19 protein-coding genes are annotated in these 15983 nt (G+C 68.5%); 9 read left to right on the top strand and 10 right to left on the bottom strand.

Annotated elements, in window-relative coordinates:
- The first annotated feature begins 77 nt into the window (after positions 1-77).
- Complete coding sequence (locus ACERUN_RS03015; RefSeq protein WP_370288210.1) at positions 78-377, top strand: hypothetical protein; 300 nt, start codon at positions 78-80, stop codon at positions 375-377.
- A 24-nt stretch (positions 378-401) separates the two neighbouring features.
- On the opposite strand, the gene ACERUN_RS03010 is transcribed toward ACERUN_RS03015, so the two are convergent.
- The 3 genes from ACERUN_RS03010 to ACERUN_RS03000 all read right to left on the bottom strand — a co-directional run bounded on the left by ACERUN_RS03010 (position 402) and on the right by ACERUN_RS03000 (position 2824).
- Positions 402-1292: a hypothetical protein gene (locus ACERUN_RS03010; RefSeq protein WP_370288209.1), complete on the bottom strand. Its 891-nt coding sequence runs from the start codon at positions 1290-1292 to the stop codon at positions 402-404.
- Between the two features lie 52 nt (positions 1293-1344).
- The gene (locus ACERUN_RS03005; protein ID WP_370288208.1) at positions 1345-2217 is read right to left on the bottom strand and encodes an NAD(P)-dependent oxidoreductase; all 873 of its coding nucleotides are present in this window, start codon (positions 2215-2217) and stop codon (positions 1345-1347) included.
- Positions 2218-2323: 106 nt separating this feature from the next.
- Positions 2324-2824, bottom strand: a complete 501-nt coding sequence (locus ACERUN_RS03000) for a hypothetical protein (protein ID WP_370288207.1) — start codon at positions 2822-2824, stop codon at positions 2324-2326.
- 157 nt (positions 2825-2981) lie between these two features.
- On the opposite strand from ACERUN_RS03000, the gene ACERUN_RS02995 reads away from it, so the two are divergent.
- Both ACERUN_RS02995 and ACERUN_RS02990 read left to right on the top strand, forming a co-directional pair.
- Positions 2982-3920 (top strand): intradiol ring-cleavage dioxygenase, encoded by a 939-nt coding sequence (locus ACERUN_RS02995; RefSeq protein WP_370288206.1) that lies wholly within the window; start codon positions 2982-2984, stop codon positions 3918-3920.
- A 465-nt stretch (positions 3921-4385) separates the two neighbouring features.
- Complete coding sequence (locus ACERUN_RS02990) at positions 4386-5351, top strand: hypothetical protein (RefSeq protein WP_370288205.1); 966 nt, start codon at positions 4386-4388, stop codon at positions 5349-5351.
- Between the two features lie 61 nt (positions 5352-5412).
- Here the strand turns inward: ACERUN_RS02990 and ACERUN_RS02985 are convergent, their stop codons facing one another.
- Together ACERUN_RS02985 and ACERUN_RS02980 are read right to left on the bottom strand one after the other, a co-directional pair.
- A complete protein-coding gene (locus ACERUN_RS02985; RefSeq protein WP_370288204.1) occupies positions 5413-5877 on the bottom strand; it encodes a hypothetical protein in 465 nt (154 codons plus the stop codon).
- 380 nt (positions 5878-6257) lie between these two features.
- Complete coding sequence (locus ACERUN_RS02980) at positions 6258-7346, bottom strand: phospholipid scramblase-related protein (protein ID WP_370288203.1); 1089 nt, start codon at positions 7344-7346, stop codon at positions 6258-6260.
- Positions 7347-7486: 140 nt separating this feature from the next.
- Here ACERUN_RS02980 and ACERUN_RS02975 point away from each other — a divergent pair, with 140 nt between their 5' ends.
- Genes ACERUN_RS02975 through ACERUN_RS02965 form a run of 3 tightly spaced genes read left to right on the top strand, consistent with a single transcriptional unit; the run spans position 7487 to position 8921 of the window.
- Positions 7487-7984: an N-acetyltransferase family protein gene (locus ACERUN_RS02975; RefSeq protein ID WP_370288202.1), complete on the top strand. Its 498-nt coding sequence runs from the start codon at positions 7487-7489 to the stop codon at positions 7982-7984.
- A 44-nt stretch (positions 7985-8028) separates the two neighbouring features.
- Complete coding sequence (locus tag ACERUN_RS02970) at positions 8029-8649, top strand: superoxide dismutase (protein WP_370288201.1); 621 nt, start codon at positions 8029-8031, stop codon at positions 8647-8649.
- Positions 8646-8921: a hypothetical protein gene (locus ACERUN_RS02965; RefSeq protein WP_370288200.1), complete on the top strand. Its 276-nt coding sequence runs from the start codon at positions 8646-8648 to the stop codon at positions 8919-8921. The genes ACERUN_RS02970 and ACERUN_RS02965 overlap by 4 nt, the downstream gene beginning before the upstream one ends.
- A 32-nt stretch (positions 8922-8953) precedes the next feature.
- On the opposite strand, the gene ACERUN_RS02960 is transcribed toward ACERUN_RS02965, so the two are convergent.
- The 3 genes from ACERUN_RS02960 to ACERUN_RS02950 all read right to left on the bottom strand — a co-directional run bounded on the left by ACERUN_RS02960 (position 8954) and on the right by ACERUN_RS02950 (position 11174).
- Positions 8954-9652, bottom strand: a complete 699-nt coding sequence (locus ACERUN_RS02960) for a haloacid dehalogenase type II (RefSeq protein ID WP_370288199.1) — start codon at positions 9650-9652, stop codon at positions 8954-8956.
- Positions 9653-9681: 29 nt separating this feature from the next.
- On the bottom strand, positions 9682-9984 hold the full coding sequence (locus ACERUN_RS02955; RefSeq protein ID WP_370288198.1) for a HigA family addiction module antitoxin: 303 nt from the start codon (positions 9982-9984) through the stop codon (positions 9682-9684).
- Positions 9985-10220: 236 nt separating this feature from the next.
- Positions 10221-11174 (bottom strand): NAD(P)/FAD-dependent oxidoreductase, encoded by a 954-nt coding sequence (locus tag ACERUN_RS02950; protein WP_370288197.1) that lies wholly within the window; start codon positions 11172-11174, stop codon positions 10221-10223.
- 102 nt (positions 11175-11276) lie between these two features.
- Here ACERUN_RS02950 and ACERUN_RS02945 point away from each other — a divergent pair, with 102 nt between their 5' ends.
- A complete protein-coding gene (locus tag ACERUN_RS02945) occupies positions 11277-11867 on the top strand; it encodes a helix-turn-helix domain-containing protein (protein ID WP_370288196.1) in 591 nt (196 codons plus the stop codon).
- Between the two features lie 64 nt (positions 11868-11931).
- The gene (locus ACERUN_RS02940) at positions 11932-12141 is read left to right on the top strand and encodes a molybdopterin-binding protein (protein ID WP_370288195.1); all 210 of its coding nucleotides are present in this window, start codon (positions 11932-11934) and stop codon (positions 12139-12141) included.
- Positions 12142-12583: 442 nt separating this feature from the next.
- Here the strand turns inward: ACERUN_RS02940 and ACERUN_RS02935 are convergent, their stop codons facing one another.
- On the bottom strand, positions 12584-12904 hold the full coding sequence (locus tag ACERUN_RS02935; RefSeq protein WP_370288194.1) for an Imm51 family immunity protein: 321 nt from the start codon (positions 12902-12904) through the stop codon (positions 12584-12586).
- Between the two features lie 202 nt (positions 12905-13106).
- On the opposite strand from ACERUN_RS02935, the gene ACERUN_RS02930 reads away from it, so the two are divergent.
- Positions 13107-14267, top strand: coding sequence for a hypothetical protein (locus ACERUN_RS02930; protein WP_370288193.1), 1161 nt, complete (start codon positions 13107-13109; stop codon positions 14265-14267).
- A gap of 128 nt (positions 14268-14395) precedes the next feature.
- On the opposite strand, the gene glnA is transcribed toward ACERUN_RS02930, so the two are convergent.
- Positions 14396-15817, bottom strand: a complete 1422-nt coding sequence (glnA, locus tag ACERUN_RS02925; RefSeq protein ID WP_370288192.1) for a type I glutamate--ammonia ligase — start codon at positions 15815-15817, stop codon at positions 14396-14398.
- Positions 15818-15983: the final 166 nt, after the last annotated feature.

The raw sequence follows: 15983 nt of genomic DNA, 5'->3' as shown, positions 1-15983 counted from the left end.
GGTCGTCGAGAGGGCGCAGATATGTGACATGGACGCCGATCGGACGATCACAGACCCCCGAGGCAAGGAGGCCGACGATGGCTGCACTGATCCACCCGCGCATCGGCGGGGGCGTCGCCCGCTACCCCGTGCCCAACGACGCCGCCCTCGTCGAGCTCGCGCAGCTGGTCGAGCACTGCTTCCGCGCCGGCAAGCCGGTCTGGCTCCCCAACGTGGACGACGGCAGCCCGCCCGACGCGACCGAGGCCCCCTCGTCGGTGCTCTATCGCCTCGAGCCTGGAACGCCTCTCGGTTTCGAGTTTGACCACGCCGACTCGATGCGCCGGGTCGAGGCACCCGGCATCCACGACGTCACCGACGTGATCGCGGCGCACTGACCGCCGCCGCTCACTTCCGCGAGTTCAGCCGAGCGCAGGCTGCTTCCAGTTGCCACGGACGACGACCGGCGCTGTGAGGCTGCCGCGAAGCACGACCTTCTCCTCGTCGGTGGTCTCGACCGCGCGGCGGAAGGTCGCCCGTCCGGTGCGCTCGACGCTCACGAGGCCCGCGTAGTCGACCTCGCGATAGGAGTTGCGCAGCGCGCAGAAGGACGACTTGAGCAGCCGCAGCGGGTGACCGGTCGGACGACTGAGGGTCAGCTCGCGCCGTTGGTCGGGGACGTAGAGGTGGATGGATCCGTCGCGAGCAGCCCAGAACAGGCGCATCCCGTAGTTGGTCTCCTGCGCGGTCAGCGCGGTGACGTCGGTGACCGTGTGACCAACGAGGCGCGGCTTGCTCAGGCGGTTCTGGCCTCGGTTCAGGGCCGAGCTCCTCAGCTGACCATCACCGCCCACCCAGTAGAGGGTCCGGCCGTCGAAGGTGATGAGTCGGTTCGGGAAGCCGCGTCCGAGCACCCGCAGCACCTTCACCGACAGCGCACTGCTGCCATCGCGCCACGTCAGGCGGACGATGCGCACCCGGCCATCGGTGGCGGCCACGATCACGTCGTTCCTCTCGTAGCCAGGCCAGCGCTCGAGCGCCACCAACCGCGAGAACACCGGGCGCCACGAGACGGCCTTGGCGCTCGTCTTCTGGACGACGGTGCGGTTGTTGTCGAGGCGGCGCAGCACGACGCGCCCCGAGGAGGTGCGGATGAGCACGTCGGTGATGCAGCTGAAGCCTCCGGCGCGCTTCGCGCTCGTGGACGACGCGCCGCCGGGCGAGGCGCCGTCGGCCGGCGTGGCGAGCAGCGGGAGGAGGGTGGCGAGCAGGCCGACGAGGGCCGGTCCGAGAATCCTGCGGGTGATGATCACGGCCGCAGCGTAGGTGCTCCTCGCGACGCAGGTGGCGAGGGTCGAGAAATCGTCAGTCCTCGGTGCCGTAGAGCTTGGCCACGGCCGTGAAGTTCTCCTGCGCCAACCCGGCCTCGACCGCCGCGCGGTAGCGCTCGGTCACCGCGTCGAGCAGCGGCAGCCTCTCAGGACGACGCGAGGCCGCGTCGCGACGCGCGTACTCGAGGTCCTTGACCGCCAGCTCGAGGGCGAAGGCGAGGGGGAACTTGCCGACGGCGACGTTGCGTGCGGCACCGGCCGCGGCCGTGCTCATCACCGGGGTGCTGGCGAGCACCTCGACCGCCTGGGCGGCGTCGAGGCCGCTGCCCTGCAGCATCGCGACGATCTCGCCCACCGCCGCCACCTGGGTGGCGAGCAGGGCATTGGTGGCGAGCTTGAGCTGCGCGCCCGCGCCGCTGGAGCCGAGGTGGTGGGTGGCGCCGCCGACCACGTCGAGCACGGGCTGGGCCGTGGCGAGCGCGTCGGCGTCGCCGCCGACGAAGAAGATCAGCGCGCCGGCTTCGGCCTGCGGGGTCGACCCTGACAGCGGTGCGTCGAGCAGGCGCACGCCGAGCGCGTCGGCCGCCGCGGCCAGCTCACGCGCCCACGCGGGGGTGATGGTCGAGCACTCCAGGGCCACGGCGGCCTGGGGCAGCGCCGCGAGCGCGCCGTCGTCCCCGAGCCAGACCTGGCGGGAGGCGTCGTCGTCGCGCAGCATCGCGAGTGCCACGTCGGCACCGAACACGGCCTCGGCGGGTGTCGCCGCCACCGTGGCGCCGGCCGCCTCGAGATCGGCGGTGCGGCCGGCCGAGCGGTTCCACACCGTCACCTCGAAGCCGTCGGTGGCGACCAGACGTGCCGCCATCCGCGCGCCCATGGCGCCCGTGCCGAGAACCGCGATCTTCATGGTGTGCCTCTGTCCTGTGCGTTGGGCTGTGCGGGCGGCGGCTGCGAGGCAGCCGCCGTGGGCGAGCCTAGGACGGGGTCGGTCACGGTCAGGTGGACGCCGGCGATCAGGCGGGAGCGGTGGAGCGTGGTGGCTGCGGGCGGGACGAGCGGTGGTAGAGCAGGGCGACGGCGAGCACGCCCATCGGCACCGAATAGATCGCGAAGCTCTGCACCTCCTCGCTCATCGTTGCGGAGAGTGCGCTGGGGATGCCCAGCAGTACCGATGTGATGCGGGAGATCGCAACCACGTGGATGCCGCCGCGGAAGCCCGCCACGAGGGTGATGATCACGCCGATGAGGGTGATGGCGCCGCACAGCGTCAGCAGCGCGAGCACGGGCGCCGGCGAAGCAGTGTTCCCCTCCGGTGGGCGGTAGAGGATCGTCGGCAGATCGGCCAGGGCGAGGCCGGTGGAGAGGTAGAGACCTGAACGGGTCCAGCCGTTGACGGAGCCGGCCGGGGCAGTGGTGACGAGCATTCTCATGTGACGCCTCGCTGTCGGATCGCGGATACGGATCGAGGTGCGGTGTGGCGTTTGCTGCGTCAACGCTAGGTAGCGGGCGAGCACCGCGCAATCGGTCGGCGCGGATCTTTACCTCCCGGATCGACTTTCCCCGCGAGATTCCTCCTACGCGACTCGCAGCCGGCTCACAAGAAGCACACAGCCACGGCCGCCACGCTCGGGTCCACCGACGCCCGACCAGCCGCGACCCGTGGAGGACCACATGACCAGCACCATCCCCGAGCCCGACCAGACGCCCGCCGGCCCTGCCTTCGAAGGTCGCCTCCTCGACCGTCCGGACGACGAGGTGGTCGACCAGGGCGCCGGTTTCGACATCGGCACGCTGATGAGCCGTCGGCGGCTGCTCGCCGCGTTCGGCATCGGCGCGGGATCGATGGCGCTGGCCGCCTGCGGGGGCGGGGCGTCGTCCAGCGGGGCGGGGGCCGGCGCGAGCGCTACGACGAGTGGCGGTGGCAGCGCGGCCGAGGAGATCCCCGAGGAGACCAACGGCCCCTACCCGGCCGACGGAACCAACGGTCTCAACGTGCTGCAGCAGTCGGGCATCGAGCGCAGCGACATCCGCTCCAGCCTCGACGGCGGCACCACCGCCGAGGGCGTGCCGCTCGAGTTCACCTTCTCGCTTACCGACATCGCCGAGGGCCGCCCGTTCGAGGGCGCCGCGCTCTACGTGTGGCACTGCGACGCGGAGGGCCGTTACTCGATGTACTCCTCCGGCGTGGAGGAGGAGACCTACCTGCGCGGCATCCAGGTGGCCGACGCCGACGGCAAGCTCACCTTCTCCACGATCGTCCCCGGCTGCTACGACGGCCGCTGGACCCACCTGCACTTCGAGATCTACCCCGACCTCGCCTCGGCCACCAGCGCCGGCAACGCCATCGCCACCTCGCAGGTCGCCTTCCCCGAGACCATGCTCACCAAGGTCTACGCGGACGACGCCTACGTGGGCTCTGCCGACAACCTCGCGCGCACCAGCCTCGAGCAGGACATGGTGTTCAGCGACGGCTACGCCCTGCAGATGGGCGCTTTCACCGGCAGCGTGGACGACGGGTTCCGCGGCTCGCTCAGCGTCGCCGTCGACACGCGGACGACGCCGTCGGCCGGTGGGATGGGCGGCGGGATGGGTGGGCCGGGTCGAGGCTGAGGGTTGGGGACCGGGGTTCTCGATGCGGTTGGTCTGGCTCTGTTCACTGGTCACGGAAGCTCGCCCCGACTGACCGATGTCTGCGACTCTTGCGCCACTCAGGTCGCATCTCCTTCTTGGTGAGGTGCCAGGCGTGGCACCGAGCGCACCAGTACGTGCGAAGGCCAAGCCCTCCGCGGCGACTCTGGCTGATGGCGGCACGAACGGCCTCACGGTCGTTGCGGTAACGAACCTTCCCGCAGGGGCCAACAGGCTTTGGCGTCATCTCCCCACCTCCTGCAGACACGCTAGGAAAGGGGTCCGACACAAAGGCCGGCGCTCGATGTCGCCCAGCGTTCCTGTGTCGACCTCGAGACTCGATCCGCTCCTCGACTCACGAGAAGCCAGGTGCTTCGCGGTCCATCGGCTGTGACAGGGTGGACGACGAGGGTCGGCTCGTGGCGGCCCGCGTCGGGAGGAGGGGCGATGGGTCTGTTCAGGAGGCGTAAGCGCGGCGGCGTCGTGCACCCGACGTCCACCCCAACGCCGGCGCCCGAACCCGACGCCGCCTTCCCCTTCTTCGAGCGTGCCGCCGCCGACCGCTTCCGGTCCCTGGTGCGGGAGACCTTCGCCGAGGCGGGGCTGCCGGTCGTCGTCCACCCGGGGCACGCGGTCGACGCCGAGGGGCGTGAGTTCGGCCTGTGGAACGTCGCTGCCATCTGCAGCGATCTGCACGAGCGCAACTGGCGCGCCACGATCGAGGGGCACGTCGATCGCGTGCTCTCGTCGTGGGAGGCCCCCAGCGGCTTCGTCGGCCTCGAGCACGACGAGGCCCACTTCCGCGCCTACTCGCGCCTCATGGATCCGGCGGGCGTCCCCCGCCTCGACGAGCACCCCCACCAGGAGTTCGCGCCCGGCATCGTCGAGCTGATCGCCCTCGACAAGCCCGACTCCATCGAGCTCTTCGACGCCGAGCGCGTCAAGGAGTTCGGCGGCTTCGCCGCACTGCGCGCCAGCGGCATCGCCAATCTCGGGCAGCTCCAGGTGGAGCAGGTCGAGCACGTCGACACCGGCGAGGCGACGTTCGAGGTCCTCGGCGGCGACTCCGTCTTCACCGCCAGCCTCGCGCTGCTCATGCCCGGCCTCGCCGAGCGCCTCACCGGGCGCCGCGCCACCGAGCACGGCTGGCTGCTCTGCCTGCCCGACCGTCACCAGATCGCCTGGCACCTCATCGAGGACGCCGGCGTGCTCGCCGCCGTCAACACCATGGCCGGCTTCGCCGCCCAGGCCTACGCCACCATGCCCGGCCCCCTCAGCCCCCACCTGTACTGGTGGGACGGCTCGAGCTACCAGCAGCTCACCTCCATCGCGGACGACGGCCGCATCTCCATCACGGTCGGCGGCAGGTTCCAGGCGATGCTCGAGGCGGTCACGCGGGGCGAGCGGGGCTGATCGGGCTTGCATCGGGTCACCTTGTTTATTGCGGTCGCGATGCCCGATCTGGTGTCAGATGCTAAAGGGCAGCGCTACCAGGACGGTCGCCATAGTAGTGCGGGCTAAGTTTCGAAAGCGCGGTGACATGCTTCGTCATCTCTGAACTGAGGGTGATCAGCGCCTGCTTTGTCCTCTCCGTGTCGCCGTCCTCGTGGATTTCCAGAAACAGATTGCATGATCTTGTCATGCTTCTTAGGATCGGAAGAGCTTTTGAGCGGGGTCTCAGTGAAGTTCGAGTTTCTCGAATCAATTGTCGCGAATGGCTGACGGAGCCTTGAATGCGATCAATCTCGCCGTCACGCCACGACCAGTCGTCGCTCACAACGAAGGCTCGCTTCGCTGATAGATCGAGGATGAGGCTGTTGATGGCAGCTTCCTCTGCGAGTTTGGAAGCCCGCCTCTGGCCCAGCGAGCTGCTCGAGAGTGCTACTGCTGCTCCCAGAAAGGTGCTCAGGGCGGTCTCGGTGAAGTCGGACAGATTCATTACGGCCTCCAATGTCGTGAGTCCGGTCTAGTTCGGGCAACGTTGCTTGGGCGAGAACGAATGTTCGCAGGCTAGTGGAATCGGCCAGCCTATGCGGCCCTTTTTCCGATCTTCGCGAAATTGGCGCGAAGGTACTAGGTGGCGCGGTCCGAGATGCTCGGCATTGGAGAAGGCTGTAGTCCGCTGCGCATTCGTGTTTTTGGTGGGCCACTTTGTTTCAGCAAAGGTTGAACTGAATGGCGCACGGCCCCCGATCGGTGCTGGTCCTCTGGGCTCCCTGTCCAATGGTCCGCTTGCTTCTCATCTCTGCGAGCACAAGAAATTCGGGGCGCACCGCCTGAATTGCGCGCGGTCCACCTCGGGTCTCCTAGCTGAGTCGATCAGCGCCGCGCCTTCAACTCGAAGTCCACGATGATCGCCGCCGCGATCACCAGCGGCCGCAACGCCTCCTCACGCAGCGGCGCCATGTCCACCACGTAGTGGTCGGCCTTCGCGATACGCGCCTTCATCCACCCCGCCCACGTCTTCGTGATCGCGGCCATCGCATCTCCGTCGGCATCGCGCACCACGAAGTTCCACTCGGTGCTGTCGGAGCGGATCGAGCCGACCACACGCCCCTCCATCTCCAACCGGAAGCGCGCGCCGCCGAGCAGGTCCTTGAACGCCGACTCCAGGCGGCGCGACGCGTCCTTGAGCTTCGCCACCGCGGACTCCTCGCCCGCCGTGGCCACGCCGAGCGCGCTGCGCATCTTCGACTCCCGCACGATCTGCCCGAGGACGACGCCGTCGTACCCGCGCACGATGAGCGGCGTCGCTCCCCAGCGCCCCGCCTCGGGACGCTCCATCTGCAGCAGCAGAGCGCCGGCGAGGTCGGTGACGACGAACTCGTACGCGCGCCGGCGCTCGTTGAGGCCGCGGGCGCGATCAGCGAGCCGCGTGTCGCGATCGCGCGCCAGCTCGCGCACGGCGCCGAGCTGTCGTCCCTCCGCGTCGTGCACGGCGTACTCGCGGGTCGAGCCGAGGATCTTGGCGCGCTGGTTGATCACCAGCACCGGTTCGGTGAAGAGCGTTCCGCCACCCTGGCCGGGGTGCCGCACGCCCGCCTGCCGCAGCTGCCGCTGGATCTTCGGGTTCACCGGCGCGGCCGTCGGCGGCAGTGGATGAGGTCGCACGGCGGACGACGTGACGCCGCCCGGCGGGGCGGCGGACCCGTCCGGAGGGTCCACGAACTGCTTGCCGTCGTTGGCCACGTGCTGGGTCCAGCGGTGCCCGTCCCAGTAGCGCGACTGGTAGCGACGCAAGGGATCGGGATGCCACGCCCCGTGCCGAGCGGATGGACCGGCGATCGGCGGATCGGTGTCGGCGCGCCCGTCGGTCGAGACGTGCTCGGTCCATTCCTCGCCGTCCCAGTAGCGCTGCTCGAACCGGCCGAACGGGTCGGGCAGCCAAGCCGGGGTCTCGGCGGACATGCGCCCAGGTTATCGACGGCCTCCGCGCGGTCGCGCTCGCCCGACGCGCACGCCGAGCCGTCGACGCCAAGAATCGACCTGCGCCGGGCTGCCCGTCGTCCGTAGGCTCTTCGCGCCCCATCGCACGAGAGGACGCCACTGTGGCCGCCCCCATCACCATCCGCCCCGCTGTATCTGCGGATCGCTCGGTTGTCGCCGACCTCGCCGTCGACAACGAGATGTTCGCCCCGGATGAGCTCGACGACTTCCTCGCCGCCTTCGACGGCGCGCTCGCCGGCGAGAACGAGGGGCACCAGTGGTTCGTCGCTGTGGACGACGCCCGCCCCCTCGCCGCGGCCTACGTCGCCCCCGAGCCCTTCGCCGACCGGGTGTGGAACCTCCACTTCCTCGCCGTCGACCCGGCTCAGCACGGCACCGGCCTGGGCACCCGCCTCATCGCCCACGTCGAGCAGCTGCTGCGCGCCATGGGGGAGGAGGTGGCGCGGGTGCTCATCATCGAGACCTCGAGCACCGATCAATACGCCCCGACCCGCACCTTCTACGCCGCCCGCGGCTTCGACGAGGAGGCGCGCATCCGCGACTACTACGGGCCGGGCGACGGCAAGGTCGTCTTCTGGAAGTCGCTCCTCGAGCACTAGCGAGCCTTATTGCAAACGACTTGCAATAGCGGCACGATGGCAACATGGCCGACTACTCGCTGCCCGACCTTCCCTACGACTACGCCGCGCTGGAGCCCTACATCTCCGGCGCGATCATGGAGCTGCACCACGACAAGCACCACGCCACGTACGTCAAGGGCATCAACACCGCCGTCGAGCAGCTGGCCGAGGCTCGCGAGGCCGAGTCCTTCGGCGGGCTCTCCACGCTGGAGAAGAACCTCGCCTTCCACCTCGGCGGGCATGTCAACCACTCGGTCTTCTGGCCCAACATGTCGCCCGACGGCGGCGACAGGCCGACCGGTGAGCTGGCTCAGGTGATCGAGGAGTACTTCGGCGGCTTCGACAAGTTCCGCGCCCACTTCGAGGCCAACGCGCTCGGCGTCCAGGGCTCCGGATGGTCGGTGCTGACGTGGGACATGGTGGCCCAGCGGCCGTTCATCATCCAGCACTTCGATCACCAGGGGAACGTGCCCGTGTGCATGGTCCCCCTGCTGATGCTCGACATGTGGGAGCACGCCTACTACCTGCAGTACAAGAACGACAAGGCGACCTTCGTGCAGCAGTGGTGGAACGTCGTCAACTGGGCCGATGTGCAGGCGCGCTTCGAGAAGGCGCGCACGCAGACGCCGGGGTTGATCGCGTGAACGAGGCGGAGCGCCGAGCCGCCCTCGAGCCGGTCGTCGTGGCCGCGCAGAAGGTCGCGGGCATCGTCGCGGCGCGGGGGCGGGGGGACGCCGATGGCGCTCGCCGTCTGATGGGCTCTTTCGACGACGAGCGCGACCTCGCCGGCGGTGCTCTGCTGGTGGCCGAGCTGAGCCTGGCGATGCTGCAGCGCGAGACGGGTGAATCGCTCGACGACTGCGTGCGCGACCTGTGCGTCCAGATGGAGCAGGCGCTCGTCCGTCGCGCGGGCTGAGCCTCAGAGCGAGCTCGGCGTGGCGCCGCCGGTTACCGCGGCGCCGCGTCGAGCCGTTGCGCCAGCCCCACCAGCGAACGCGCCTCGATCTCAGCAGTCGGCATGTGCGTCGGATAGGGCGCTCCATCGCGGCTGATCCACGCCGTCCTCAAGCCGGCCGCCCGCGCCCCCGCGATGTCCCACGGGTGGACGGCGACCAGCATCGCCGCCCCCGCCTCGACCCCCGTGCGGGCGAGCGCGTGCTCGTACGCCGCCGCGGCCGGCTTCCAGGCGCCGGCGTCGTCCACGGAGAGGTAGTGCTCGATCACCTCGGCCGCAGGCGTCTGGCCGAGCAGCGCCTGCGCGACCCGCGCCGAGCCGTTGCTGAGCGTCACGATCCGGCACCCGATCTCGGCCAGCGCCCTCAGGCCCGGCACGACGTCGGCGTGCGGCTCGAGGGCGGCGAACCGTTCGACGATCGCCGCCGCCGCGCCGGCCGGATCGTCGTGATCGCGCGCGGCCAGGCGCACCTGGAGCGACGCGTCGGCGATCTCGAGGAACGATGGGCACTGCCCGAGCACGGTGAGCGCGAAGGCGTCACGCAGCACGCCGGCGAACCACGGCTCCACCGCCGCGGCGTCGAGGCCGGCCGCGGTGAAGGCGTCGGCCATGGGGGAGAGGTCGGACAACGTCTCGTTGACGTCGAGCACGATCAGCTCAGGTCGCCGCACGCCGTCGCCGTTGCTGCTCACTGCCGTTGCCTCCGAGGTGGCGATCGGCATCAGCTCACCAACGTGACGACTCGTGCAAGCTCGTCGGCCTTCTGGTCGCGTTCGACCTCCAGGTCGTAATCGATCTGGAGATTGATCCAGAAGCGGTCATCGACTCCGAGTGCCTTCGAGAGTCGAAGGGCGCTGTCGATCGTGATCGACCGCTGGCCCCGCACGATCTCGCCGATCCGGGTCTGCGGCATCCCGGTGGCCTGAGCGAGGCGGTACTGCGAGATGCCCAGCGGCTCCAGGAACTCCGTCAGCAGGATCTCGCCCGGAGTGATCGGGTCGTGCGCCTTGGTGCTGCGTGCCATTGCTATGCCTCCACCATCAGTGGTAGTCGGTGATCTCAACGTTCTCGGGGCCGCTCGCTGTTCCAGACTCGCTCCGTCTCCGTGTTCTGGAAGGAGCGAATCACCCGGCAATACTAACGCCGCTCGATACTATCGACGAGCGTCACCTCTGCCGCGCTCACGCGTGGACGACGTCAGCCCGCACCGCGCGCGGTTCGGTCTGCGACCGCGACTCGGCGTGAGCGCCCGGTCGTGCGTCACCGCAGGGCAACCGCCCCCGCCCGCTCCATCATCACCTCGGCCACGATCGCCTGCGCCGCCCGCGCCCCCTGTGCGATCGCCTGACTCACCTGCGCCATCAGGTCGCTGACGTTGCCCGCCGCGAAGACGCCCGGCACCGCCGTGCGTCCCATCTCGTCGGCCACCACGAACGTGCCGACGCCCATCGGGTGCTCGCGCACCTCCACCCCGAGGCCGGTGAACGCATCAGCGCGCGGCGTGAGGCGGGTGGTGATCGCCACCGCGTCCACCTCGACGACCCTCGCGTCCGCTCCCTCGCCGATCCGGACCCCCTCCACCTGGCCGCCCATGCTCACCAGCTCGGCGATCGCTCCCTCGACGATCTCGACCCCGAGCGCCACCAGCTGCGCTCGCTCCTCCTCGGCCATCGCGGCCGCGCCCGCGAAGAGCACCACCCGATCGCTCCACTGCCGCCACAGCATCGCCCGATGGACGCCGTTCGGCCCGCCGCCGAGGATCCCGATGCGCTGGTCGCGCACCTCCCAGCCGTGGCAGAAGGGGCAGTGCAGCGCGCCGTGCCCCCACTGCTCGCGCACGCCGGGGATGTCCGGCAGCACGTCGACCAGTCCGGTCGCCATCACCAGGCGCCGTCCGCGCAGGGTGGAGCTGTCAGCGAGGCGGGCCTCGAAGCCGTCGTCGACGCGGACGACCTCGACCACGCGCCCGTCGACGATCTCGCCGCCGTAGCCGCGCACCTCGTCACGCCCGCGTGCCAGCAGGTCCGCCGGCGCCACGCCGTCATGCCCCAACAGCCCGTGGACGCCGTCCGCGGGCGCGTTGCGTGGCTCGCCGGCGTCGACCACGGCGGTCGTGAGGCGCGCTCGGGTGAGGGTCAGCGCTGCGCTCAAGCCCGCCGCTCCGCCGCCGACCACGATCACGTCGTACTGCTCCTGTGCTGACGCCTGGCTCACGGCTGTTCCCTCTCGACGGTCGACGCGGCTGCCTGCCGCATGCATCGAGCCTGGGGGAGTAGTGTCTGAAAGGCAAACATCTTTGCCGAATGGAAAACGCTGATGGACGACGCCACCGACCGCACCCTCGACGCCGTGGGCCCCCGCCTCAAGCACCTGCGCCAGCAACGCGGCGTCACGCTGAGCGACCTGGCCGCCAGCACAGGCATCTCGATCAGCACGCTCTCGCGACTCGAGTCCGGCGCGCGTCGTCCGACGCTCGAGCAGCTGCTGCCGCTGGCCCGCAACTACGGCGTGACGCTCGACGAGCTGGTGGACGCTCCACCCACCGGCGACCCCCGCGTCAACATGCGCCCGCTGGCCGGCACCGGCAAAGCCACCGTCATCCCGCTGTCGCGCCGCCCCGGCGGCATCCAGGCCTACAAGTTCATCCTCCCCGCCGGCCGCGACGACGTGACCCCCGAGCTGCGCACCCACGAGGGCTTCGACTGGGCCTTCGTGCTGAGCGGATGTCTACGCCTCGTGCTCGGCGAGCACGATCTCCTCCTCAGCCCCGGCGAGGCCGTCGAGTTCGACACCCGCACCCCGCACTGGTTCGGCGCCACCAGCGCCGGCCCCGTGGAGTACCTCAGCCTCTTCGGCACCCAGGGCGAACGCGCCCACGTGAGGACGACGCGCACCCGCGCGACGTGATCGCGCTCGGGCACGGTCGGCTACCGTGACCGCGACCTGACGTTCTCGAGGAAGTAGGCACCCCATGAAGCTCTCCACCCGCAACCAGCTCGCCGGCACCGTCGTCGAGATCACCACCGGCGAGGCGATGGCGGTGGTCAAGGTGAAGCTCAACGGCGGCGACATCCTCACCTCCTCGATCACCAAGGACGCCGTCGACGACCTCGGGCTCGAGGTCGGTTCGTCGGTCGTAGCGTTGGTGAAGTCGACGGAGGTTGCGCTCGGCGTGGAGTGAGCGGAAGCGTCAGATCGGCCTGGCCTCGACGCTGAAAGTCCTCCAACACGAAAAGGGCCTCCGCCTGCTCATGCAGGCGAGGGGCCCGCGGGCCCGTCAGAGGCGGCGTCGTGCTACCAAGCCCGCTGCAACCTGTGCGGCGCAGCGGGACGGCGCCGATCCTCTCGCCGCCTCATGTGAATATGACGGCAACCCCTGCGAGGGCAGCGACGAGCGCGAGTCCTCGCAAAAGATGTCCCGCTCGGGTGAACCGCCGGGGCTCCTGATCTCGCTCCACGAAGGTGAAGGACAGGACTTGCAGAAGTGCGCTGAGCAGCACGAAGTACGGCACCCATCGCTCTGACATGAACGCAGCCTATGGGGCCGGGCCACACCGCGAGGCGCAGGACCGCGCGCTTGCCCCTCCCGCCTCGAACCGGTGTCTGCGGGCGCCCCGTTGACCTCAGTCATCAAAGATGAAGCTCGCTGCCTCGGCCCGCGCAATGACGTCGAGAACTGCATTGCCGTTAGTCAGCAGGGGCTCAAGCAGAGACTGCATCGCAGTGAGGTCGGCCTGCTCGCCCACCGCGCAGAACATTCCTCCCTCGGAGTCCAGTTCCATTTGCTTCACTAAGTCGCCGCCGATGAACTCTGCAACGCCTTCCCAGAAGTAGCCGTTCGGCTCGTGGCCAGCCGCAGCAATGGCTGCGTCAGCAGGTAATTCGCCGCAATAGAAGGTGAGTGAGAACTCCCCTTCAATCTCCCGCACCTCTGAAAGAGTCATGGGCCAACAGTAGAGGCCAGAGACCCTCTCAAACTTGCACCTTTAACTACAGACCGTACGAGGTTCTAGATCGCGATGAGATACATGGGACACCCTTGGACGCACGGCACTTACTCGGTGCGTCCGCAGCGCAGCCATTCCCCTGATCGGTGCAGCAGTCCCTTCATCATGAAGTGTGGGCCCGGCCCGGCAAGATCACCGCATGACTGCTGACGACCAACACACTGAACTCGTGGCGGCATGGGAACTGCTGCGAGAGCTGATGGACGGGCTCCCCGGGCTAATCCGCTGGGACGGCGTGCAGCACATGGACGTGACTGACATGGCAGATCGTGTCCGAGGCCTCGCGTCCCATCTCAGTGGCGCAGTCGACCTGAGCATGGATCTCCGCTACGACTCCGCCCTGTCCTTAATCCGGACCTGCCTGGAGCAGGTCCTTGTCGACTGGCTCCTCTTCAGCGGGAGGACCTTCGTGCAGCGATTCCGCGGCATCGACGACGAGCGATGGGCCGCGTGGCAGGCCGCGAAGGACGCGGGCGAGGAGTGGACGAAGGACATCCGCAGTTGGAGTCGGACACGCAAGGGCGACGTCCGGATCGTGCGCGAGGGACTGAAGTCCGAGTCTGATGACGGCGGGCCGGGCCGCCAGATCAGCATCTACTACTTCCTGCTTGAGCAGTACTGGCCGAGCCTCGGTCCGCCGAGCGTCCAGAAGAACGACTGGGCGATCAGTGCGGATGAGCTGCGCCGCATGGCGCGCGAGAACCAAGACCTCTGGCACGTCTACCTAACATGGTCGTCCCTGCTGACCAACCTGCAGGAGAACGACCTCATCGACGACGTTGATGCCGGCCGACTCGCTGCTCACTACCGCTTCCTGAGCGGATACGCGCATCCGGTGGTTGATCACCGTCGCGAGGTCTACGGGAAGGATGCGCTGCTCGGCTGGCCGAGGTACGACCACTACAGCAGCGAGCTCGTGTTGCTTTACGCGATCACCCTGGGCATGTTGGAGGTGCGGAACTTTATCCGGACGCTCGACCAGCCTCCGACTCCCACCCTCGCGAACGCTGACGAGGTTGAGCAGATCCTGACGGCGGCCGAGTCGGCCACGTCGTACTTCTGGTTCCTTGGCGCGAACCCGCATGCCTACGACACGTGGAAGGCGCGCAATGAAGTCGCGTTCGGACTGATGAAGGACGGAGTCAAGGGCGTGCTGCCTGCCGAGCCGGCGCCGGACGAAGTCGCCTATCCGGCGGACCCGCTGCGACGACTCGTCGCACTCCACGGGAGCGCTCGGGAGATGATGACGGGACTGGCGTATGTCAGCCCGTGGCCGCGCCACGATGCTCGCTGGAGATGACTCTCGCGTACTAGGAACGGATCTCCTGCGGTCTCCTTGCGGTATTTGAGCCGGATCGGGCCCAACGGAAAGGGCCCCCGACGTTGCGTTTCCGCAGGTCAAGGGCCCTTTCGGCGCTACGACGTCTGTCAGATGTCGTAATACAGCTCGAACTCGTGCGGGTGCGGACGCAGCTGCACCGGCGCGATCTCGTTGGTGCGCTTGTAGTCGACCCAGGTCTCGATGAGGTCGGGGGTGAACACGTCGCCCACAGTGAGGAAGTCGTGGTCGGCCTCGAGGGCGTCGAGCACGGCACCGAGGCTGGTGGGCACCTGGGCGATCTCGGCCATCTCGTCCGGCGGGAGCTCGTAGATGTCCTTGTCGATCGGGGCGGCGGGCTCGATCTTGTTCTGGATGCCGTCGAGGCCGGCGAGCATCAGGGCCGAGAACGCGAGGTAGGGGTTCGCCGACGGGTCGGGGAAGCGGGTCTCGATGCGCTTGGCCTTGGGGTTGGTGCCCGTGATCGGGATGCGCACCGAGGCGGAGCGGTTGCGCGAGGAGTAGACCAGCGAGATCGGGGCCTCGTAGCCGGGCACCAGGCGGTGGTAGGAGTTCACGGTCGGGTTGGTGAACGCCAGCACGGCCGGGGCGTGCTTGAGGATGCCGCCGATGTACCAGCGGGCGAGGTCCGAGAGGCCGCCGTAGCCGGTCTCGTCGTAGAACAGCGGCGAGCCGTCCTTCCACAGCGACTGGTGCACGTGCATGCCCGAGCCGTTGTCGCCGAAGATCGGCTTCGGCATGAAGGTCACCGACTTGCCCTGCTGCCAGGCGGTGTTCTTGATGAGGTACTTGAACTTCATCACGTCGTCCGCGGCGCGCAGCAGCGTGTCGAAGCGGTAGTTGATCTCGGCCTGGCCGGCGGTGCCGACCTCGTGGTGCGCACGCTCGACCGAGAGGCCGCAGGCCTCGAGGTTCTTGACCATGTCGGCGCGCAGGTCCGAGTAGTGGTCGTAGGGCTCGACGGGGAAGTAGCCGCCCTTGAGGCGGGTCTTGTAGCCCAGGTTGTCCTCACCCTCCTTGCCCGAGTTCCACCAGCCCTCGACGGAGTCGATGTGGTAGAAGCCCTCGTTCACGCCGGTGGAGTAGCGGACGTTGTCGAAGATGTAGAACTCGGCCTCGGGCGCGAAGAACGCGGTGTCGGCGATGCCGGTGCTCGAGAGGTAGGCCAGCGCCTTCTTGGCGATGTTGCGCGGGTCGCGCGAGTAGGCCTCGCCCGTGATCGGGTCGTGGATGAAGAAGTTGACGTTCAGCGTCTTCGACTTGCGGAAGGGGTCGATGTACGCGGTCGTCGGGTCGGGGAACAGCGACATGTCCGACTCGTTGATGGCCTGGAAGCCACGGATCGAGGAGCCGTCGAAGCCCAGACCGTCGTCGAACACCGACTGGTCGAACGCGCCGGCCGGGACGGTGAAGTGCTGCATCACGCCGGGCAGATCGCAGAACCGGACGTCGACCATCTCGACGCCCTCGTCCTTGATGAACTTGAGCAGCTCTTCGCTGTTGTTGAACATTCGTCCTCCTCGGCTGCCCTCGCGGCCAGCCTGCTGTCATCCACTGACGTATCGGCGGGTCGACGACGCGACGGTGCGTCGTCCTCGCTGTGGCAACCTACCGAACAGGCAGTTTCTCGACCATCACCGGATTGTTTCGGCGATGTAACAAGATCCTGAGAGTTCG

This window comes from Nocardioides sp., from assembly GCF_964229035.1.
Classification (GTDB): domain Bacteria; phylum Actinomycetota; class Actinomycetes; order Propionibacteriales; family Nocardioidaceae; genus Nocardioides.
Note: the sequence above shows the minus strand (reverse complement) of the source record. Positions and strands in the feature narration are given on the sequence as shown.

Excerpts from the sequence above, each read along its gene's own strand:
- ACERUN_RS03015 (WP_370288210.1), top strand. The coding sequence starts at position 78 with ATGGCTGCACTGATCCACCCGCGCATCGGCGGGGGCGTCGCCCGCTAC.
- ACERUN_RS03005 (WP_370288208.1), bottom strand. The coding sequence starts at position 2,217 with ATGAAGATCGCGGTTCTCGGCACGGGCGCCATGGGCGCGCGGATGGCG.
- ACERUN_RS02995 (WP_370288206.1), top strand. The coding sequence starts at position 2,982 with ATGACCAGCACCATCCCCGAGCCCGACCAGACGCCCGCCGGCCCTGCC.
- ACERUN_RS02990 (WP_370288205.1), top strand. The coding sequence starts at position 4,386 with ATGGGTCTGTTCAGGAGGCGTAAGCGCGGCGGCGTCGTGCACCCGACG.
- ACERUN_RS02985 (WP_370288204.1), bottom strand. The coding sequence starts at position 5,877 with ATGAATCTGTCCGACTTCACCGAGACCGCCCTGAGCACCTTTCTGGGA.
- ACERUN_RS02980 (WP_370288203.1), bottom strand. The coding sequence starts at position 7,346 with ATGTCCGCCGAGACCCCGGCTTGGCTGCCCGACCCGTTCGGCCGGTTC.
- ACERUN_RS02970 (WP_370288201.1), top strand. The coding sequence starts at position 8,029 with ATGGCCGACTACTCGCTGCCCGACCTTCCCTACGACTACGCCGCGCTG.
- ACERUN_RS02955 (WP_370288198.1), bottom strand. The coding sequence starts at position 9,984 with ATGGCACGCAGCACCAAGGCGCACGACCCGATCACTCCGGGCGAGATC.
- ACERUN_RS02945 (WP_370288196.1), top strand. The coding sequence starts at position 11,277 with ATGGACGACGCCACCGACCGCACCCTCGACGCCGTGGGCCCCCGCCTC.
- ACERUN_RS02940 (WP_370288195.1), top strand. The coding sequence starts at position 11,932 with ATGAAGCTCTCCACCCGCAACCAGCTCGCCGGCACCGTCGTCGAGATC.
- ACERUN_RS02935 (WP_370288194.1), bottom strand. The coding sequence starts at position 12,904 with ATGACTCTTTCAGAGGTGCGGGAGATTGAAGGGGAGTTCTCACTCACC.
- ACERUN_RS02930 (WP_370288193.1), top strand. The coding sequence starts at position 13,107 with ATGACTGCTGACGACCAACACACTGAACTCGTGGCGGCATGGGAACTG.
- glnA (WP_370288192.1), bottom strand. The coding sequence starts at position 15,817 with ATGTTCAACAACAGCGAAGAGCTGCTCAAGTTCATCAAGGACGAGGGC.